Source organism: Paenibacillus sp. S33 (assembly GCF_053615415.1).
In genome coordinates this window covers 2,687,265-2,707,075 of sequence record NZ_JBSIEZ010000001.1, presented here as the reverse complement: position 1 = coordinate 2,707,075, position 19,811 = coordinate 2,687,265, and the positions used below count along the sequence as shown (strand labels likewise).

Genomic DNA, 19,811 nt, shown 5'->3' with positions numbered 1-19,811 from the left:
ACGTATCTCTCCTCGCGAAATAGATGTGGGTAAAAAGTAACTCCTCATAAATGACCGTCCTTGTCAAGGAACTGGTCATGCGTACCTTTTCACCGGCATTAAATTGCCAATGGCAGTCGGCAAAAGCGACCACTCCTGATATACCATTGAGATATGGGTGTCTTCGAAGAGCTGAATTTGAATAGAAACAAGCACATCTCTCTTTTTCATCACTCACACTTTCGCAGTGCAAGCTTTTTTAGTTGGGCGAACATAGTGAAATAACTCTGACTCTGGATGTATGAATATGTGCATGGAGTGAGAACATTTTTGAATTATGCTGAGAGTACATCTTGGTGGTGGGTTGTAGAATGGTTGCCGCAGTGTTAACAACGTAGTGTATCATGATGTGTGCTGTTTGAATCTTGGCTGGAGGGTATCGATGCTGTGAGATACATGAGCTGCTGCAGCGTGGTTAGGAGCGTAATTCTAGGATGAAAGGACAAAAAAATACTCACGACTGCGCTTATAACTTCCTGATTTTGTACATGGATGAAAAATGATGGTCATCGGACGAGTCAACGGGATTCCCAGGCTGTTAAGGATATATTTCGTATACCTTAAAAATAATAGAGTTGTCTTTTGGAATACGGAAAATGTGAGACGGATTTACCAGATATGATGCTATGGACAGGAAATCTTGCAGTTTTGCCTATACAACTGCCATGCTGTTTCAATTACAATCAGTGCTCCCATACAGTGTCTAAAAAAGAAAACAGCTTATGTACTTATGAAGCCATTTCGGGAAGCCGTGAGGGCATATTGTTCTGCTTGATATCCATGGAGCTTCTGTTGAACAACTTTCATGTTCTGTAAGCCATTCAGGTTTAAAGCCCCCATGTCGGGCGAAACAAAATAACTGGATCTTCTCAGTCAGATGGATCACGTTTTTAAAACCAAGACATGACCGAGTTGACATATAAATTTCTCATATCCTCTTACTGTCCAAAATCTCACAATAAATCCTTATATCCCTTTTTTCCTCCCAATACTTTCTAGCTATTTTAAATATACAAACTTTAAAACCGATTAGCATGGGACATAAGTTCCAAATTAATGGATTTCATGAAATCAATAAATAACCCATATTATTCTATTATTTTTATAGCTTCAAATGCAAGAATTTTACTTTTTTATTAAATTGAATACTGACCATGACCCGTTTACATGATTCAAAACAAAATTTTTGATTTTATAAATTGATAAAATCAAAATGATGTAGGCTTGCAAGAAAGTCCAAAACCCTTGTGCCAAAACAAATTTTACGTTACATACCATTAACACAAATATAACAAATCAATCCTGACATCATCCGACAAATTTCAACTTTTTCAGCAATATTCTTTAATTACCTATATCATGGAATTTATTTGCATTAAGCTGGAATGATTCAAAATTAATAACTCTTCACTTTTTAAATAGATAGTGACTTTTAATAGATCTTTTGAACCAATTTACATGCGGAATTTTCTTTAATTTTTCTCCTGAAATTTTAGTTCAGCTTAAATTCCGTCTAATTTAAGCTATAAATTTTATTTTTTAATTAATAGAAACGTTTTGATTCCCCTTTAAAAATATAAATTTTTAGAAAACTCATAACTTTGGAACTATTTTTTTTGCAAAATTTAATGAATGGAAAATACAAAATAGCAAGTCTCCATGTTGCAAGAGACTTGCTATTTTAAAGTTTTGGCGACTTGACCCTTAAGAATGAAGTGAATACTCCCACAGCGAACGTACCGGAAACATTTGTTGTGGAATGTATACTGGGTACGAATCGAATCGTTTTTGTTGCCGAGCGCATCACAACCGAGTGAGCTTCTGCCCTGTGACCAGACAGGAAACGAATCCTTTGAAACCACTCATCAGAAATCCAGACAAACCCTCGTACATCACGTCTTTTAAATGACAAGGGCTTGCCACAGCTGTTCACATTAACCGACAGTTTTTTTACGCAAAACAATCTCATTACTGTCTTCCTCGCTAAACATCCCATACAAACGAGCGCTGACAGCCCATCCTGACAATCCGAACTGTTCCGAGCTGGAGGTCTCCATTAATGCGCCATCCAAAGCAATAATTAAATCGCAGCTTTTTACCGTCAATGGTTGTTCGCCTAATTTACCAGCTTGCACTGCCTCCGTAATGAGAAACAGCGAAACATTTCTAACCTAGCATGTTCCCCTTTTAGTTGATCCAGCTGTTAAATCTCTTAGTATCAAGCCAATGGAATATGTATTTTGTGGTATGGATTATTCTTCCCAGTATATTGACATAATTAACAAAAATGCTGACATCTATGTAACTCGATGTCAGCAGGCAGAAATCAGCACTGTCAATTTGCTGTAAAGATATACTACGAAGTCAACTACCTTCAGCAGAATAAGAATAGTGAATAGTTCTTCACCCATCCACCACATCTGCTTGCAAATCTGTTGCAATTTCAATCATCTTAGGCACGACAGCCTCATCGGAAATAGCCACATACACATCACCCATGTAATGACGAAAAGGTATTTCTACATCAGCATACTTCCACATGAAAAAGTCTCCCTCGATCGACATGGTGCTCTCAGCACCTTGTATGATTAGTACTCGTGAATACGAAAAGTCTGGCTGGGATGCAAAGTAATCTTTGCACTCCTCCAGGGTAATGGATTGCTCCACAGGACTTTCCTGCATGGAACGGGTGATTCGAAAACGCTGGTTCATTGATCTGCCTCCACAATTATGATTAAAAAATTCTGGCTTTCATACCTTATAATGTCCACATGCTGCTGTCAATTTCGTTGGAATTATATGGATATTTAATATACTTTCAAGCATTTACTTTTAAGATGCATGTTCAAACTGACTATTGTATAGATCGGCATAGAAGCCGCCTTTAGCCAACAATTCCTCATGGTTACCCATTTCGATAATGTCACCGTCCTTCATGACCAGAATCAGATCCGCATTCTTGATCGTCGAAAGTCGGTGAGCAATCACAAAGGAGGTTTTCCCCACAGTCAGCTGGTCCATCGCTTGTTGAATCAGCAATTCCGTACGCGTATCGACCGAGCTTGTGGCCTCATCCAGAATGAGCATGGGTGAATCTTCAATCATCGCTCTTGCAATGGTAATCAATTGCTTTTGACCGGCAGAGAGATTGGCTTTGTCATCCAGCACTGTATCATAGCCCTGCGGCAGTGTTTTAATGAAGCTGTGCAGACCCACCGCTCTACATGCAGCTTCCACCTGCTCATCGGTAACATGATCTTTGGAAAAGACGATATTGTCACGAATCGTTCCTTCGAACAGCCAGGTATCCTGAAGCACCATACAGAATAATTCATGAATATTCTCGCGCGTTAATTGGCTAATCGGGGTGCCGTCAATGTAGATTTCTCCATCGTTCAGCTCATAAAACCGCATGAGCAAATTCACGAGCGTGGTCTTACCAGCGCCTGTCGGACCGACAATGGCAATTTTCTGACCAGCTTCAGCTTTCATGGAGAAGTCCTTGATGATCATACGATCTGCATTATAGCCGAAACGGACATGTTTGAATTCGACATCCCCTTTGGCAGTGTCCAGCTTTATGGTCTTGTGACGCTCATCTGCCAATTCTTCTTCACCCAGAAATTCGAATACACGTTCACTGGCGGCAGCCGCCGACTGCAGATTGGTTGCGGCCTGTGCCAGCTGCGACAAGGGCTGTGTAAACAGACGAATATACACCATGAAGGCGACAATAGTTCCAATAGTTATAGTCTGTTGGTTGACCAGCAAAGCTCCCACGACACAGACCGCGACATAACCAAAATTTCCAATGAACATCATGACTGGCATCATCAGACCAGACATGAATTGGGACTTCCATGCATTTGTATATAAGCGGCTGTTAATGCCATGAAACACTTCCTTGGCTGCTTGTTCCCCGTTATATACCTTGACTACGTTATGACCAGCATAAGTTTCTTCGATATGACCGTTGATCTGGCCAAGCTCCGCTTGCTGTGCAACAAAGTATTTCTGTGAATGCTTCATAATCACGCTCATCAGGCAAAAGCCGATCAGCGTAGCTATAATTCCGGTAACGGTCATGATCCAGTTCGTATACAGCATCATAATCAAGGCGCCCACAAAGGTAGCCAGCGCACTGACAAGCGTGCCGAGACTGTTGTTTAACGTTTGTCCAATGGTGTCGACATCGTTGGTTACACGGCTAAGCACATTACCGTAGCTCGTAGAGTCAAAATACTTCAAAGGCATATGATCGATTTTTCGAGACAGTTCTGTCCGCATCTTCTTTGTAAGACGCTGTGAGACGGTTGCTGTAATGAAGCCCTGGAAATAGTTAAAGATAAGACCAAATCCATATAAAAGCGCCAATACAAGAACAATCTTCTGAACAGCACTTACATCAATCCCGGTCACGATTCCTTCCTGAATCAGGTTGGCAATATCGCTGAGCTTATCGGGGCCAATCACGTTGAGGGTGGAGCCGACCAGGGCCAGTACCATAGCTAGTATAATCATAGGCACATAGGCCTTGCTGTAGGATACAAGCTGACTGATGGTCTTTTTAAAATTATTCGCTTTTTCACCAGTACCCTTGCCCCCCGCGGGTCCTTTACCCATGGGACCTCGCTGATTCATTTTCATTTGCTGGCTGTCGACGGTGTGTTCATTCTTATCCATGTATGAGTTCCTCCTTCGAAAGCTGCGAATATGCGATCTCCTGATAGGTGCTGCAGTTCGTCATCAGCTCTTCATGCGTGCCGCTCCCTACAATCTCTCCCTGGTCCAGCACGATAATCCGATCAGCGTCTTTGATCGTACCTATGCGCTGACCAACGATAAGTGTCGTAGCGTGGCCGGTTTCTTTTTTGAGAGCGGAGCGCAGAATCCGGTCTGTTCTGTAGTCTAATGCCGAGAAGGAATCATCGAAAATATAAATTTCCGGCTGACGGTAGATGGCACGCGCAATGGACAGCCGCTGCTTTTGACCACCGGACACGTTCGCTCCACCTTGCGAAATTCTACCCTGATATTGACCATCCATTTTTTCGACAAACTCCGTTCCTTGAGCAATACCAACGGCTTCTTTAACGAGTTTCTCCGAAGCTCCTGCTCTTCCGTTATCGCCATACGAAACGTTGGATACAACCGTACCGTTGAACAGTACAGCTCTCTGGGGGACATACCCGATTTTGTTATGGAGTGCCTGCTGATTATAGTTCCTGACATTCACACCATCCACGAGTACCTCTCCCTCGGTCACATCATAGAAACGGGGAATCAGATTGATCACGCTGGTTTTTCCGCTGCCTGTAGCGCCAATAAAGGCAACCGTCTCGCCTCGTTTCGCCGTAAAGCTAATGTTGCGAAGCACGGCCTCCTCCGCGTCTGGATATTTGAAGCTGACATTACGGAATTCCACTTGCCCCATAACGCTCTCTTCTCCAGTCGTCTCATGCCCGTTAACGATGCTGGATTCGGTATTCAAAACCTCCATGATCCGTTTGGCAGAGATCGAGGCGCGAGGCATCAGAATGAATATCATACTTACCATCATAAAGGCCATAACCACCTGCATTGCATAAGAGGAGAATACGACCATATTGGAGAACAGCGTGATGCGGTCTGGTACGGCCGCCCCGTTAATCAGATAAGCGCCGATACAATAGATAGAGACACTCAGACCTGACATAATAAAGGTCATACCGGGGCCAATCATCGTCATTAATCGGTTCGCGAACAGGTTTGTATTCGTCAACTCAACGTTAGCCTGCTCGAACTTCTCCTGCTGATACTGATCTGCATTATAAGCGCGTACTACCCGAAGTCCGATCAGATGCTCACGTGTTACCCTGTTCAGATTATCGGTGAGACGCTGGATTCTCTGAAAACTTGGAAGAGCGAAAACAACAATGACACTTAGCATTAAAATCAGAACAGCTACGGCCGCTCCTGTGGAGGCGGTCCACTGCCAGTTTTTATCCGCAATCTTCACAATAGCCCATACGGCCAGAATAGGTGCCTTGATGATCACCTGCAGCCCCAGCGCAACCACCGTTTGAATCTGCGTAACATCGTTCGTGGAGCGGGTAATGAGGCTTGCCGTCGAAAAGCTGTTCATCTCTTCCATAGAAAAGGATAAGGTCTTGTCAAAGACCATCGCACGCAGACGCATAGCCAGCCCAGCAGCCACCTTTGCCGCGAAATAGCCCACAATAATAGATGCAATCATACTGCCGACGGCACAAAACAACATGTAACTGCCGGGAATCAGCAGTTCGGACACAGGCGTTCCTTCCGTTTGCAGCTTGGTCGTAATTTCCGCCATATAATCAGGCAGCTTCAGATCAAGCCATACCTGCACAACGATGAAAGCTAGGCTGCAAAGTACGAGCATCCATTCATTTTTCTTGAGATATTTGAATATCTTTAGCATTCTGTTGCTCTCCTTTTATCTGATAGTCTTTGATGTTTGGTGAAGTATGGTGCGTCCTGCATCTGCATAGAAGTTCAGCTTCTAGAGACAATAAGCTTAATGAGTCGAATCAGTTCTTTAGCATCCTCTTCGTCTAACTTTCGAAGAACATTCTCGGTCCATGCAATTCCTTCATTATGCCTATCAATCATGAATTGCTTACCTGAATCCGTAATGAATACAATCACCTTACGTTTGTCGTTGACATCAGTACGCCGTACAACTAGTCCTTTCTTCTCCAGACTCTTCAGTGCCGTTGCTACCCGTCCCGTACTGACGGACAAGTATTCGCTCAAGTGGCCAGAGGTAACCCCGTCCTTATTGAAATTCAGACAAATGAGAATCCCCATTTCGCCACGTGAGAAGTGCCCTCGTTCCTCTAATGCCGGTTTCCGCGATTTGACGATATACTCGAATAGTTCTGTCGCTAATGATTTATAATCCAATGGTCACAACACCTTCTCGCTAATACCTTATAGTATGAGATAATTAATCTTATAGTATAAGATAATAATAATGTCGAGTCACAAAGTCAATTAGAGAAAATATGGAATACAAAAAAATCCTCCGTAACTAGCTTGTATCTTTACCAATTTTTCTACACAAAGTCCAATGTAAAAACATCAGAGCTAAAACTGAATCTCTTCTTATGTATCTTCCTCTGAACATCTTCATTATTGTTTGTAAGGTCAAGTTCTACATGCCGTACTTTGATGAATCGTCTGGTCATCGATTCCGCCCACAGATTCAAAGCATATTCGGCAATCTTACGCACTTCTCCCGCCACAATCGGAAACCTTCTTCCATGCTCCTGCCCAGGCAGCCAGCAAATTGGTTTGAGCAACAATATTCTGGATGCTCTCTGTGATCGCAGAGCTCATTAATTAGACCTTTTGTAGAGTACCTTGATAGAGTACTTTACAGAAGGTCTAAAGGACGTACTTTTTTTGCTTAATCGATTCGAATCGTTTTACTGACCCAAGCAGGCTCAATCAGTAATGTATACAGTCAGTCTTAAAACCCTGTAGTATACTGTGTAGGGATTGCGGTTTCTTTTTTCAATTTTGATGCTGCTTCCAGTGACCAATAAGGATTTCTCAACATCCCTCTACCCACAGCAACCAGATCAGCCTCTTCATTTCCGATAACTGCATTCGCCAAAATTGGATCTTCCAGTCTTCCAACGGCCATCACCGGAATATCCAGAGCTTCTTTGATATCTTTTGCCAAGGGGACTTGATACGCTGCGTGAGTTCCTGGTCTGCCCCATGCAGCTATAGGTCCCTCACCGCCAGATGAAATATCAAACATATCTACTCCTGCCTTTTGATATTCCTTGGCAAAAGCAATGCTTTCCTTAATACCATATCCACCTTCTACATATTCTTTGGCAGAAATACGCATCAACAGCGGCATATCTTCCGGCATTTCGCCCTTCGCTGCCTGAATGATCTCCCGACCAAAAAGGGTAAGATCTTTACCATATTCATCTTCCCGTTTGTTCGTAAGCGGCGAATGAAATTGATGAATCAAATAGCCATGTGCACCATGAATTTCAATGCTGTCGAATCCAGCCTTAACAGCGCGAGCTACAGCAGCACGAAATTTCTCAACGAGTCCTTTAATCTCTTCTGTTGCAAGCGCGCGAGGTTGTTTTGAATTTTCATCAAATGCAATAGCAGATGGTGCTACAGGGACTTCAGCATCTTCCGCCTTGCGTCCGGCATGCGCGATCTGGATTCCCACTTTGGCACCGTAGCTGTGACAAGCATCTACAATCCGTTTGAGAGCAGGAATCTGCTCATCTGACCATAAACCAAGATCAAAATCGGAGATACGACCATCTGGCTCTACATCTGTCATTTCAATTATGATAAAACCAGCTCCGCCTACCGCCCGGCTAACGTAGTGTATATAATGCCAATCTGTGGCGACCCCATCCTTTTTGTCAACCGAATATTGGCACATTGGAGGCATAACTACACGATTTTTCAATTCCAAACCTTTAATTGTATAGGGACTAAATAAATCTTTCATGTGAGAAAGACTCCTCTCTGATTTATATTATGAAATGCATCAATAAAATGCATGCACAAGCATATACATTAACATGTTTGTTTCATTTGTCAACTCTAGGTATGATTTCAAAACTTCAAAGTAATTGGTGCAAATAATTCTTTATTGTTTGGATTCACACTTGATCCTCATCTTCAGATTTTTTGCAATGCTTCGACAACTGAATCGTCACCAGTAATCAGATCAAATGCTCGCTTGTATGTGTTCTCCTCATCTAAAGCTGCCACAATGGCACTGGCTACATCCTCACGTGGGATACTGCCATAGGTGATATTCTCCGCGGCAGCCACTTTTCCCGTACCGATTTCATTCAAAAGAATCCCCAGTCTTATGATTGTGTAGTTCAAACTGCTGTTTCCAGCTATGAGTAATGGCTATACTTGAGACAAAAGTTATTCTTACATTCCTAAAATTTCTAGTTATAAGTGATACTTTCTTGCTTTATAACTGAGACTTTTTACGTTTTTTTGGATTATAACTGAGACTTATCCTCCAACAATAACATAATCACACCCTAATATGATCACTCGTCATTCTATAACTGTGAAGAGAAATGAGAACCAGTAGATTCCTTTTAGCTACTGGTTCTACCTGAACCGCAACAGCGACACAACATCCGTTTGAGTAAACTGTAGGCGATCTGCCCGGCTAAAAAAGTCTCAGACATATACCAAAAAAAGTATAGCTAAATTCGTCTCATGTATTACCGTAACTCATACCTGCGTCAATATGCCGGAAGTGTATTCAATAAGATATCCTTTTTCACGAGCATATTTGATTGTGTTTCTAATCCGACGCTGAAACTCCATTGGTGATTTAACCTTTCCGATATGAATTTCTATCGTATTATCCCACCGAAAATAGCCGTAAATATTCGTCCCTTTACCAGGAACTCGTAGCCACAAGACTATTCGTGTTAAAGCTAAGCAATCCAAGAAGAATGCCATAATGTCGATTGACAACCATGAAACCGGTGCATGACCTAAATACAAGAATAATCCAACGAGAAAACTAAATATAAAACTTATGCAAACAGTTTCAAGCGAACGCCCTTGATAAAGCCTGAAGCAAAATTTGAATCTCTTAAACATTTCATCCCACCAATCTTTAAATCTCTGCAGTTGTCTCCATGCCGTGGTTTTTCCACCATTTGATCACAGTAACCGCTGACTCCCCAAGATCCTGTAAGTCAATAACGTGTACAGCATGACAACATTCAAGCTTTTACCCGGACTAGATGCCCCTCATGGATCGAAATCCATTCGTGCCGAGAGGAGTGAATTCTAATCGGGCTATCTTTCTCAAATGACCACTCGTATCTCCCTGGTATCCAGCCGTCCCCAAATTTAACCTCCATGTAGCTACCCGCTTGGATCGGCTTACCGGCAACAAAATGCCGCAGGCCATTGCCGCTGCCTTCGTGTCCAAGTGTAATCAGATCTTCAATCATTCCATCTTTTTTCGGCTGCGGAGTCATCGGGTCCTTCTCCCCAACCCACTTCCTGACTTTCAGTTCCAACCCAGGGATCGGTTCTATCCAATCCGCATCCTAATAATATGTTCCGGTATGATTCCGAAGTTATCCGCTGTAAATAGTATTCTAAGCTGACTAAAAGAGGGCACTGTCACAATTTCCTCTCCTACTTCGGGGTACCGTCGTAAGATTAAATCGGACCTCACTTCAGATACAAATTCATCGTTGCTTTTCAATTCAAATCGTGGCAGATGACTAATAAACTCGGATCGCTTTTTGCCAACTGCCTCTGCATCTTCTTCTTGCTTCCGGGATGCGTAAGGGTAGAGCAGATACATACCAATTGTTGCAGGTGTAAGGCTTTTGCCGAAGCCCAACCGCCGATGACAAATTGACATCGGACAATTTGTCCGATATAATCAAAGTAAAACGGACAAACTGTCCGAATTTATAATATGAAGGGTGAAACTGGGATGAATATAAAAAAGTTGTATTTTTTACCTGTAGGTGAATGTTTCCTAGATCAATCGGCAGTTAATCGAACCCTTGCCCCCGGGAAATTAGTCAGAATGCCTGTGTGGTCTTTTCTATTGGAAACGACCAGCGGGCCGATACTCATCGATACGGGAATGCCCGACGCTTTTATCAACAATCCCGATTACTACAAGGGGACTAGACGTGAAGGGCGCGTCGTCCCTAACATGTCTGACGGCGACTCGATCGTAAATGTGTTAAAGCGTGTAGGTTATCGACCTGACGATATTCAAATGATCATTAGCTCCCATTTACACTTGGATCATTCTGGGGGAAACGGGCATTTCCGCAATACGCCGATCCTTATTCAAAGGGCAGAGTATGATGCGGCCATAAACAATGAGGATTACTCTCCATTAGAGTGCAGGCTGCCCGATTTACAATATCAAATCATTGAGGGTGACCATGAATTGATTCCGGGGGTTCAAATTTTATTCACTCCGGGTCATTCCCCTGGCCATCAATCAGTCCTTGTCACAACGGAAAAGTCGGGTTCAGTGCTACTGACAATTGATGTTGCTTATACTCGGGAGAACTTCGAGAATAGCGTACCGTTCTTGACATTCGATCAAGAGATGGCTGCCAAATCGATTACTCGCATGCAGGAGTTAATTCAGGATGTTCGGCCGTCCTATGTTTTCTTGGGACACGATAGAGATCAGGCGCAAAAATGCCGCACCTTTCCTGACTTCCTGTAATGGAGGGACAGGCTATGGATACTCAATCAATGGCTTTATCCGGCAATGAGCGGAAATTAATGGGGACACTTTGCTTGCTCATTATTTTCGGAAACATCAATATGACCATGTTTAATTTGTCTATACCTTCGATTTCCGCTGACTTTGCCCTGACCTCCTCGCAGGTGAGCTGGGTTATGGTCGGTTACAGCATTTTGATGGCTATCGGCGCCGGTACTTACGGCAAGTTAACGGAGTCCTTTTCCTTTCGCCAGCTGTGTTTCGACGACACTCCGTTCGGCTGAGATGGGTGTAGGGATGGGTATTTTCACACTGGCCTATCTCCTAGGCGGAGCATTCGGCCCTGCGCTGGTCGGCCGACTGATTGATCTAAAGATGCCTTTTTCTGTTGTTTATTTTACCATTTCCCTGTTGGCAATCCTGACATACTTATTCGCAAGAAAAGCAAATCGTAGCGGAAGCTATGGTAATTAGTTTGGTAGACTTACGACATGTCCGAAAGATACGGAGGATGAATAGATGAGTAAATTAAATTTCCAACTGTCCTTTGCTGCTATTCATGAGCTGGCCGAGGGGATCCGAACAAGGGAAATATCCCCGGTAGAGATTACAGAATATGCGCTTCACCGCATCGAACGTTTGAATCCGAAACTGAACGTTTTCGTTACCCAAACGTCCGAACTGGCGATTGAACAAGCGAAGCAATCGGAACGCGATATTATGCATGGTCGGTACAAAGGGCCCCTTCACGGGATTCCCATCGTTCATAAGGATCTATATTACACTAAAGGGATCCGAACAACTGCCGGTTCAAAAATATTGAACAGCTTCGTCCCCGATTACGATTCGACGGTTGCAGCTAAGCTACATGAGGCTGGAACAGTTCTGCTAGGCAAAGTACAGACTCACGAGTTCGCTGCGGGATTGACAACAACTAGCCCGCACTTCGGTCCTTGCCTCAATCCGTGGAACACTGAACTTGTAACGGGAGGTTCAAGCGGCGGCTCGGCTTCTGCTTTAGCGGCTGGACTTACTTATCTGGGCACAGGCTCGGATACCGGAGGTTCGATCCGCATACCCGCTGCTTTGTGCGGTGTCGTAGGGATGAAGCCGACGTACGGTCGGGTCAGTCGGTATGGTATCATTCCAATGGCCTGGTCATTGGACCACTCGGGTCCGTTGACCCGCTGTGTCATGGATGCGTCCCTGTGCTTGGATGTGATGTCTGGCTTCGATCCAAAGGATGAATCGACTGTCGATCTGCCTGCGCCAGGTATCAAGATGTATCCGAATGGTCTCAGGGGTGTGCGTATCGGATTGCCGACAAGCTACTATTACGAGGATTTGATGCCGGAAGTGGAAGCTGCGATGAAGGCCGCTATCAATAAATTCCGAGAACTGGGAGCAGAAATCATCGAAGTTAGCCTGCCCCTGATCAAACATGTTAGAAGTGCGACGATGGCCATTATGATGACGGAAATGTACTCGTACCACGAGAAGTGGCTTGAGACAGAATTGGAACAGTATGGACCGGACGTCCGAATGTTTCTTGAAAGCAGTAGAGATATTCCGGCTTCCATTTACCTTCAGTCTCAGCGGGCCCGGCAACTAATTGTCAATGATTTTTTGAATGCATTGTCCGGAATCGACATCTTGTTGACGCCGGCAACACCGATCACTGCGCCGCGTGCAGATGATGATGCTAGTGTATTCAGATTGAACTCATTTACGGTTCCGACCAATTTGACTGGCTTGCCTAGCCTGAGCATGCCTTGCGGCTTCTCACCTTCCGGTCTGCCGATTAATATGCAATTGATTGGCCGCCCCTTCGAAGAAGCGACAGTACTAGGTATCGGCAATACTTATGAAATGAATACAGACTGGCACAAGAGACATCCGGATTTGTAAGCCTGAATATATTTGATGGAGGGTAATCTATGGATCAAAAGCAACTTAACTCTGAAGTTAGCAGGAAAGCATCAACCGAAACCGGAACAGATACGACGAGCGACAAGAAAAAAGCATACGAGCAGTTTATTCATTCGATCGCAAGTTTAAAGGAACTGGACCTATCGGGCATTGAACCGCATTTGCCTCCAATTTACAAAAAGCACTATACCAAGAAATAAAAAAAAGCTCATCGGTCACCCAAATGAATGTATTTTTAATTTTTCACGAAATGTATTATAATATGAAGACGGACAACATGTCCTATACACGAAAAACGGACATATTGTCCGTTTTTCGTGTTAAATAACAGTTAAATTAATGATTTAGGGAGATGTTTATGATGAATTCAGAATCGCAATCTGTCTCTCTGAAAATTCCCAGAGAGGAGTTAAACCGAAGACGAATTTTGGCGGCGGCTAGAGAACTTTTCATCAAAAACGGTGTTGACAATGTCAATATGCATCAGATTGCGAAGACTGCTGGAGTAGGACAAGCAAGCCTATACCGCCGCTACTCGGATAAGGGCGACATATGTCAGGAGATCGCGTATGAAGAATACCAACCTTTGTTTGATGAAGTTCAAGCATTTCTTGATCAGCCCCCAGAAACCGCTGCCTTGGACCGGCTTTACCATGTAATCGTAAGATATGTATTTTTTTTAGAAGCGAAAGTTCCTTGGCTCTGTGAGGTCAGCCGGGCCTCAACCGGGCATCGTCCGTTACAATCTCCGTTATGTCAATGGATGCGCAATATAAGCAGAAATCTGCTAAATGAGGCCGTTGAACAGGGAGACGTATCCGGGGTGGACATTTCATATACTATTGAAGCCCTGCTGGCCGTGCTTCACAATATCGATTACCATCTCCAAGATGAAGGCTTTACAAGCCAACGAGTTCTTGATGGATTACACCGCATATTTATTGAAGGTTTAAGAGCTAATAGACATTAATTGAGGGGCTGGCCACAAAGCCACATAACATGGATGAGGGATAGTCCTGCGCAACTCCTCTTTTTATCTCATAATGGTATATTGAATGTACAAAGAAACCATATCCTTTCAAATGGTCGGGTGGTACCTCCATTTTACCCAGGAACGGTTTCTTATTGTTTTACAATTGGAGAACAGGACGTCCCTAGTCATTTTTATGACTTATGGGACAACCCTTTTTTTTCTGCCAATGGCTGCTATGCGAATTGTCCGGATCGGACTTCCATGGCACGCTCTCCTTATTCGGTCTTCTTATCATCAGCAGCGCTCTTTCGTCTACTTCCTGTAGGCTTCGTAGCAGCAGGCTTAGTAGCCTGAGAATCCATGGAGAACAAGCAGGTTTTCATCTTATGTATTCCAAAATTGCAGTTGAAGAGATTTGTACAGCACTTTTATCGTATGACTTCTTCTCTTGTTGCTTCTCAAGTTTCATCGAGGCTTCCAGTACAAAAGTCGGGTGATTCACTAAATCAGTAAAAAATATCTCTAGATCCTCACCATCAGGCCTCCTTAGCCACACATGAGGGGGATTTATGGTAACCACCTTGAACTTTTTCCCATAAAGACAACACTAAGCATATATCCTGATTTGGTTAAATGCCATACAACATTCCTCCATCTATTTTTTCTACTTGGGGGTTCACCTGTGTGTTTAGTGATATTATGCTACGGGATGAAATAAGCTCGTTGAGATTGGTGATTAATGTTCCTTTTGCGATGAGGTGATAAATCAATGGTTTAATTAAGAGGGGATCTGTATTGTTTACGAATGTGGAGGCAAGATGGTCAACTGGACAAGACCCAAATACACTGAAGTCGATAGATAACAGGGTTATACCATTGTGAATAGTACTTTCTCTCTTTTAAAAAACCTTTCAAAAACTTAAGGTTACGGGACAGAGATATCGGAGGTGTTTTTGGGAAAACTACTTGATATTCCCAATCCTTTTTTGATGCGTATGTTCTACAATATTTATTACACAATTCTGTTCGATCATTGTTTCGTTCTTCTTTGGGCTCCAGTTTTATTTGATAAAGTAATGGAATATGCCCTTGCCTAAAAACCAAAACATCAGGAACATGGTACCATTATGATAAGCATTAGCTTGTTCTTGTTTCCTAACCATCGCACGGACTGTGTGTTCTTTGTTTTCTTTCAAAAAATGGATAAGATGTTGTCCAATTTGTCCATTTGAACCTACCACCAAAACCTTCACCTAATCACTCCTCATTATTATATTTTTTCCTTTCCCATTAACTTAAATCACCATTCTTGGCTGTAAGGTCGATCATCTTGTTCTAATTAAACATTAAGTAACCGAATGGTTTAGTGAATACAAATATTGATTGCTTGTTTTTCAGAAAAAATACGTCGATGATTTGAATAAACTTTGGTTCATCTTTGCTTTTCTAAGTTCTCATCTTTCGGCACGTTAAACTTTGAGCGCTTCTGGTATCCACTAGGAAGCGCTCACACTGTATATTGATTTTGATGTGGAGGAAAATCTACATTCTCATGCTCTCCATAAAAAAGCTCAATGCATTGGACACCCACTTCTTGGGATGAAGAACAAGCTGAATTTCCAGTTTGAGCTCGGCATGCTCAAAGGGTAACACCTTTAGCTCTTCCCGTTCGATCTCCTCCAGCGCAGCCATTAGAGGTAGAATGGATATACCCTCTCCAGTCTTGATGCTCCGTTTGATCGCTTCCGGATTACCCAGCTCCAGACTCACGCGATAGGTGATTCCATTTGCTCGAAGCACTCTCTCCAGCAGTTGTCTGTAGTTGCACGTATGCTCGGGCATGATCCACTCCGCATCAACCAGATCATTCAGGTCGATTCGCTCTTTAGCGATAAGCGGATGGTTCGGATGGACAATCAGCACAAGCGGTTCTTCTCGAATGGTAATCCACTGCAACGCCGGATTGCTTGAATCGTCCGCGAGGATCAACCCAACATCGGCCTCCCCTTCCCTCACCTGGTGCAAAATCATCTCTTCGCGATCCGTATGCAATCGTATGTTCAGATCTGGGTATTCTTTGCGAGTCGCCTGCATATACGGCGGCAGAAAATACGAAGCGATGGAATCCATAGTACCGATCGTCATGGAGCCTCCGCCCTGCTTGGCCAATTTTTCTTTCGATTGCTCGAAAAGCTCCAGCATTTGTCCAGCAAGCTTGAACAGCTCTTCTCCGGCGGAGGTAAGACGAATCTTATTGTTATTGTAGCGCTCGAACAATTTAACTTGATATGTTTTCTCGAGCTTTTGAATCTGGGTCGTGACGCTGGATTGTGCGTAACCGAGCACTTCTGCTGCTCTTGTAAAGCTTTCACGAATGGCAACTTCCCGAAATGTTTGAAGATAAATGAAATCCAATCTGGCCACCCCATCGAAAATTTTGATTAGAATCATCGTTTATTATAGATAACTCTGATGCTGTTTCCTATGTTACATTAGATTTAATTCAACGGGAAGGGATAACTGATGATGATGAACGAACAACATATTCATGGGATTTTCATACCGCTGATTACACCTTTTACGCGTGACTATAAGCTGGACATCGATTCGTACCGGAAGTATGTTACCTATCTTGCAGGCCATGACATCCAGGGTCTGGTCGTTAACGGTACGACAGGAGAGTCGCCAACCGTATCCTGGGATGAAGTGAAGCTGATGGTACATGTGACGCAGGATGTTCTGAAGAGCATGAACAAAACCATTCCGATCGTTATTGGCACGGGAACGAACGATACCTATTCAACGGTGCATCGGACGGAAATGGCGGCTGAATTAGGAGCGGATGCAGCCATGGTGGTCACTCCGTATTACAACCGGCCGACGCAGGAAGGAATATTGGAGCATTTCCGTGTCGTATCTCGTGTAGGCCTGCCTGTGCTAGTATATGAGATTCCGGTTCGCACGGGTAGTCGCATGACAATAGATACAATTCGCAAAGTGCTGGACCTGGATGGCATAATTGGGCTCAAGGACAGCACGGGCGGTCTTGATCTGCTCTTAAAATTGACCCAGTACGAGACCAAGCCTGTCCTCTGCGGAGAGGATGCCTATTTCCATGCCATGCTATGCCAGGGGGCTACCGGTGGTATGCTTGCATCCGCTCATCTCCATATCCAGAAGTATGTGGATATATACCGACGTTTTATGGCTGGCGACATGAACGGGTCGCGAGACAGTTTTATGCTACTGAAACCGATGATCCAGCATGTATTTGCAGAGCCAGCCCCGGCCGCGATCAAGTGGTGGCTTACCCAACAAGAGATTGTTGCCGCCGAGCAATTGCGTCTGCCACTTATGCCCCTGTCGGATCAGGTGAAGCAGGGTCTCCTGAATTCAATCATATCCTGATAAATCAGCTTATCTCAGACTCCCCAATCATAACGTAGAAGAAGCATCTCCTGGATAGGAGATGCTTCATTTCTTAGCCGGAACAGGCAGCCTTTAGAAAAACGAATTTAAGAAGATACCCTCTATAGTAGAACGCTGCGCATCTTCATCCCCAACCAACTCCAACTGTCTGTCATCAGGAAAACATTTTTTACAAGTCCCGCTATCTGCATTGGGTTGTTATACAAAGAGAATATTATGAATAACTACATACTCAGCGTTTTCATCCTAATGAGGTCTGCAATCTGAAAAGCTTACAAGCAATAGCTGGATGGTTATTAGTAAATCCAGTTGCAACATTAAAGGGATTATTTCCTATAAGCGAAATTATTGCAAAAAGAGGGCTGCCGATGAATTTCACCGACAGTCCTTCTCTTTCAAGCAGTATACTCCTCACTCCTATTCGCTGGACAGCTCCTTGAGCGATTTGACTTTACCATGGGGATGCTGCTCTTGCTTTCGTGACTTCCAGGCTGCTTCTTTCCTTTTCTTCTGGTGAGCCATAACAGATATCCTCCTTTGGAAATTGTGATGTATACTACTTTCTTAAGTTGTCATTTCTCAGCTCTGTTCATTCATAAAACTAAATTCGTTGAATTTTCTCCTACATATCACAATCCCAAATATAGGATGTCAAAATCGCTTAATCATAAAAATGCACTCACGCACTTTATGTTTGCGGGGGTGTATTTTTGTGATTAAGCAGATCATTGTTCTATTATAATCCATGTATGAACTTACTTATTTAAAATAGGTATCTCTCCAAGCAGATTCTTTAAATTAATAGCATCCCACGGCATATGCTCTGTTATACCTAATCCAACTACATCTGTTTCTTCAGATAGTTCTTTAATCAGATTAAGTAGCTGAGGCATTTGCATTGTTCCCGCAGGAGAAAAATTATAGGGCGCTTCAGGGTTGGCGAACAGTAAAGAACGAAATGCTTTTGGGTCAAGCACATCTAAATCAAGGTGAATAGCTAGATGCTTAATGCCACTTTCTTTAATCCACTCTCTAATAGATTCAGTACTATTCGTTAACTCTTTGGTTCCTGCAGTTTTAATCCCTAGTCTTTGAATCACTTCTGTGTCTGATTCTGCAGGAGCTATCCCTAGTCTTTGAAACGCTTCTGAAATGGCTTCTGTTTCTTGTTCTGTAGGAGCCGCTAATCCCGCGATAAAGACATTTTCAGGTTTTAGTGGGATTTTCACATGTTTTGCGAACTCCTCATCTCCTTCTCCCAAAAGATTTCCGAGCGGTAATGTATGTCCGTTATCATAGCCTACATATCTAACTAAATCACTGTGAGCATCGATCCAAATCAAACCTAATTCCCCACCGTATCGTTCGTTCAAATAGGCAAATGGAGCTTGTTCCACTAAGCAGTCACCACCAAACATTGCAATACGATCTGGCTTATGAGCATCAATGATATGCTGAGCAGCCTCTAACTGTTCAAGTAGCTGTTTTCTCCCATTCATACCGTTTTCGTTTTCAAGCGGAGTACCGTTATAAGCTTGAATGGGAACATGAATAAGGGGTTGATCATTATCCGGAGCTAGCCAAGCAAGCAGTTCGGCTCCAAAAGAGTAATTAGGATTGTTTCCCCCTTGCCATTGTGGCATTAACAGACGTATTGTTTTTTCAGTCATGTTTTTCTCTCCTTTACTTCAAAAGTAAGGTTAGTATAAACTGAACACAAATAAAAACGTAGTACGCACTATTTTGATAGGTACTACCCGAAAGGATATTGTAAACATGAGTATGGCTGAATTTAAAGGTAAAGTTAAAAACATTCAAGATACACCTTTTGGTTATACAGTTTCACTGATTGGTGGTAAATGGAAAATGGTTATTATTTATCTCCTAGCCGAAAACCGAACAGTTCGCTTTAATAATCTGAAAAGACAGATAGGGGCTATTACTTATAAAACATTGAGTTCACAACTAAAAGAATTGGAAGCGGATGGTCTGGTGAATCGGAAAGAATATCCTCAAGTCCCCCCTAAAGTCGAGTACAGTCTCACAGATAAAGCAGAAACGTTATTACCTGTTTTGGAAGGGTTATGTGAGTGGGGAACAAAAAACCAAAAAAATTAAATCCAGTTTTCTAATAAAAAGCCTGTATGCGAAAAGTTGTCCTGTTTTCCAACATTGCTATTC

General features: G+C 43.1%; 19 protein-coding genes and 2 pseudogenes. 8 read left to right on the top strand and 13 right to left on the bottom strand.

The features are described from left to right. Positions 1–1,973 precede the first annotated feature (1,973 nt). From ACWGXJ_RS12525 to ACWGXJ_RS12485, 9 genes and pseudogenes are all read right to left on the bottom strand, one after another. Complete coding sequence (locus ACWGXJ_RS12525; RefSeq protein WP_452566868.1) at positions 1,974–2,174, bottom strand: hypothetical protein; 201 nt, start codon at positions 2,172–2,174, stop codon at positions 1,974–1,976. A gap of 268 nt (positions 2,175–2,442) precedes the next feature. Next, entirely contained in the window at positions 2,443–2,751 is a 309-nt protein-coding gene (locus ACWGXJ_RS12520; RefSeq protein WP_061830895.1) for a hypothetical protein, read from the bottom strand. A 120-nt stretch (positions 2,752–2,871) separates the two neighbouring features. Beyond that, positions 2,872–4,722, bottom strand: a complete 1,851-nt coding sequence (locus tag ACWGXJ_RS12515; protein ID WP_250261360.1) for an ABC transporter ATP-binding protein — start codon at positions 4,720–4,722, stop codon at positions 2,872–2,874. Further along, the gene (locus ACWGXJ_RS12510) at positions 4,715–6,478 is read right to left on the bottom strand and encodes an ABC transporter ATP-binding protein (protein ID WP_165179824.1); all 1,764 of its coding nucleotides are present in this window, start codon (positions 6,476–6,478) and stop codon (positions 4,715–4,717) included. The genes ACWGXJ_RS12515 and ACWGXJ_RS12510 overlap by 8 nt, the downstream gene beginning before the upstream one ends. A gap of 74 nt (positions 6,479–6,552) precedes the next feature. Further along, on the bottom strand, positions 6,553–6,963 hold the full coding sequence (locus ACWGXJ_RS12505) for a MarR family winged helix-turn-helix transcriptional regulator (RefSeq protein WP_250268342.1): 411 nt from the start codon (positions 6,961–6,963) through the stop codon (positions 6,553–6,555). Positions 6,964–7,531: 568 nt separating this feature from the next. After that, positions 7,532–8,554, bottom strand: a complete 1,023-nt coding sequence (locus tag ACWGXJ_RS12500; RefSeq protein ID WP_250268341.1) for an NADH:flavin oxidoreductase/NADH oxidase — start codon at positions 8,552–8,554, stop codon at positions 7,532–7,534. A 173-nt stretch (positions 8,555–8,727) separates the two neighbouring features. Then, a pseudogene (locus ACWGXJ_RS12495) lies at positions 8,728–8,949 on the bottom strand (NAD(P)H-binding protein); the annotation flags it as partial. Positions 8,950–9,809: 860 nt separating this feature from the next. After that, positions 9,810–10,070 (bottom strand): hypothetical protein, encoded by a 261-nt coding sequence (locus tag ACWGXJ_RS12490; protein WP_250268339.1) that lies wholly within the window; start codon positions 10,068–10,070, stop codon positions 9,810–9,812. Positions 10,071–10,126: 56 nt separating this feature from the next. Next, a complete protein-coding gene (locus ACWGXJ_RS12485) occupies positions 10,127–10,465 on the bottom strand; it encodes a hypothetical protein (protein WP_452566867.1) in 339 nt (112 codons plus the stop codon). Positions 10,466–10,540: 75 nt separating this feature from the next. On the opposite strand from ACWGXJ_RS12485, the gene aiiA reads away from it, so the two are divergent. The 6 genes from aiiA to ACWGXJ_RS12455 all read left to right on the top strand — a co-directional run bounded on the left by aiiA (position 10,541) and on the right by ACWGXJ_RS12455 (position 14,198). Further along, positions 10,541–11,299, top strand: coding sequence for a quorum-quenching N-acyl homoserine lactonase AiiA (gene aiiA, locus ACWGXJ_RS12480; protein ID WP_452566866.1), 759 nt, complete (start codon positions 10,541–10,543; stop codon positions 11,297–11,299). Positions 11,300–11,313: 14 nt separating this feature from the next. Then, the gene (locus ACWGXJ_RS12475) at positions 11,314–11,583 is read left to right on the top strand and encodes an MFS transporter (RefSeq protein WP_250268335.1); all 270 of its coding nucleotides are present in this window, start codon (positions 11,314–11,316) and stop codon (positions 11,581–11,583) included. 13 nt (positions 11,584–11,596) lie between these two features. Further along, positions 11,597–11,773 (top strand): hypothetical protein, encoded by a 177-nt coding sequence (locus tag ACWGXJ_RS12470; protein ID WP_250268334.1) that lies wholly within the window; start codon positions 11,597–11,599, stop codon positions 11,771–11,773. A 45-nt stretch (positions 11,774–11,818) separates the two neighbouring features. Next, a complete protein-coding gene (locus ACWGXJ_RS12465; protein WP_452566865.1) occupies positions 11,819–13,207 on the top strand; it encodes an amidase in 1,389 nt (462 codons plus the stop codon). A 29-nt stretch (positions 13,208–13,236) separates the two neighbouring features. After that, positions 13,237–13,428, top strand: coding sequence for a hypothetical protein (locus tag ACWGXJ_RS12460; protein ID WP_235306327.1), 192 nt, complete (start codon positions 13,237–13,239; stop codon positions 13,426–13,428). A 158-nt stretch (positions 13,429–13,586) separates the two neighbouring features. After that, entirely contained in the window at positions 13,587–14,198 is a 612-nt protein-coding gene (locus tag ACWGXJ_RS12455) for a TetR/AcrR family transcriptional regulator (protein ID WP_452566864.1), read from the top strand. A gap of 1,133 nt (positions 14,199–15,331) precedes the next feature. Here the strand turns inward: ACWGXJ_RS12455 and ACWGXJ_RS12450 are convergent. Then, positions 15,332–15,454: pseudogene (locus ACWGXJ_RS12450) on the bottom strand (NAD(P)H-binding protein); the annotation flags it as partial. Between the two features lie 289 nt (positions 15,455–15,743). Then, on the bottom strand, positions 15,744–16,625 hold the full coding sequence (locus tag ACWGXJ_RS12445) for a LysR family transcriptional regulator (RefSeq protein ID WP_374703725.1): 882 nt from the start codon (positions 16,623–16,625) through the stop codon (positions 15,744–15,746). Positions 16,626–16,724: 99 nt separating this feature from the next. Between ACWGXJ_RS12445 and dapA the strand changes: the two genes are divergently transcribed. Continuing rightward, positions 16,725–17,609: a 4-hydroxy-tetrahydrodipicolinate synthase gene (gene dapA / locus ACWGXJ_RS12440; RefSeq protein ID WP_452566863.1), complete on the top strand. Its 885-nt coding sequence runs from the start codon at positions 16,725–16,727 to the stop codon at positions 17,607–17,609. 438 nt (positions 17,610–18,047) lie between these two features. Here dapA and ACWGXJ_RS12435 read toward each other — a convergent pair whose 3' ends face one another. After that, positions 18,048–18,152, bottom strand: a complete 105-nt coding sequence (locus ACWGXJ_RS12435) for a DUF6254 family protein (protein WP_023988604.1) — start codon at positions 18,150–18,152, stop codon at positions 18,048–18,050. Positions 18,153–18,385: 233 nt separating this feature from the next. Next, a complete protein-coding gene (locus ACWGXJ_RS12430; protein WP_452566862.1) occupies positions 18,386–19,300 on the bottom strand; it encodes an arginase family protein in 915 nt (304 codons plus the stop codon). A gap of 106 nt (positions 19,301–19,406) precedes the next feature. Between ACWGXJ_RS12430 and ACWGXJ_RS12425 the strand changes: the two genes are divergently transcribed. Further along, entirely contained in the window at positions 19,407–19,748 is a 342-nt protein-coding gene (locus tag ACWGXJ_RS12425) for a winged helix-turn-helix transcriptional regulator (protein ID WP_452566861.1), read from the top strand. The last annotated feature ends 63 nt before the right edge of the window (positions 19,749–19,811 follow it).

Excerpts from the sequence above, each read along its gene's own strand:
- dapA (WP_452566863.1), top strand. The coding sequence starts at position 16,725 with ATGATGATGAACGAACAACATATTCATGGGATTTTCATACCGCTGATT.
- ACWGXJ_RS12425 (WP_452566861.1), top strand. The coding sequence starts at position 19,407 with ATGAGTATGGCTGAATTTAAAGGTAAAGTTAAAAACATTCAAGATACA.
- ACWGXJ_RS12500 (WP_250268341.1), bottom strand. The coding sequence starts at position 8,554 with ATGAAAGATTTATTTAGTCCCTATACAATTAAAGGTTTGGAATTGAAA.
- ACWGXJ_RS12460 (WP_235306327.1), top strand. The coding sequence starts at position 13,237 with ATGGATCAAAAGCAACTTAACTCTGAAGTTAGCAGGAAAGCATCAACC.
- ACWGXJ_RS12490 (WP_250268339.1), bottom strand. The coding sequence starts at position 10,070 with ATGACTCCGCAGCCGAAAAAAGATGGAATGATTGAAGATCTGATTACA.
- ACWGXJ_RS12515 (WP_250261360.1), bottom strand. The coding sequence starts at position 4,722 with ATGGATAAGAATGAACACACCGTCGACAGCCAGCAAATGAAAATGAAT.
- ACWGXJ_RS12435 (WP_023988604.1), bottom strand. The coding sequence starts at position 18,152 with ATGGCTCACCAGAAGAAAAGGAAAGAAGCAGCCTGGAAGTCACGAAAG.
- ACWGXJ_RS12470 (WP_250268334.1), top strand. The coding sequence starts at position 11,597 with ATGGGTATTTTCACACTGGCCTATCTCCTAGGCGGAGCATTCGGCCCT.
- ACWGXJ_RS12465 (WP_452566865.1), top strand. The coding sequence starts at position 11,819 with ATGAGTAAATTAAATTTCCAACTGTCCTTTGCTGCTATTCATGAGCTG.
- ACWGXJ_RS12510 (WP_165179824.1), bottom strand. The coding sequence starts at position 6,478 with ATGCTAAAGATATTCAAATATCTCAAGAAAAATGAATGGATGCTCGTA.
- ACWGXJ_RS12475 (WP_250268335.1), top strand. The coding sequence starts at position 11,314 with ATGGATACTCAATCAATGGCTTTATCCGGCAATGAGCGGAAATTAATG.
- ACWGXJ_RS12485 (WP_452566867.1), bottom strand. The coding sequence starts at position 10,465 with ATGTCAATTTGTCATCGGCGGTTGGGCTTCGGCAAAAGCCTTACACCT.
- aiiA (WP_452566866.1), top strand. The coding sequence starts at position 10,541 with ATGAATATAAAAAAGTTGTATTTTTTACCTGTAGGTGAATGTTTCCTA.
- ACWGXJ_RS12455 (WP_452566864.1), top strand. The coding sequence starts at position 13,587 with ATGATGAATTCAGAATCGCAATCTGTCTCTCTGAAAATTCCCAGAGAG.
- ACWGXJ_RS12430 (WP_452566862.1), bottom strand. The coding sequence starts at position 19,300 with ATGACTGAAAAAACAATACGTCTGTTAATGCCACAATGGCAAGGGGGA.
- ACWGXJ_RS12520 (WP_061830895.1), bottom strand. The coding sequence starts at position 2,751 with ATGAACCAGCGTTTTCGAATCACCCGTTCCATGCAGGAAAGTCCTGTG.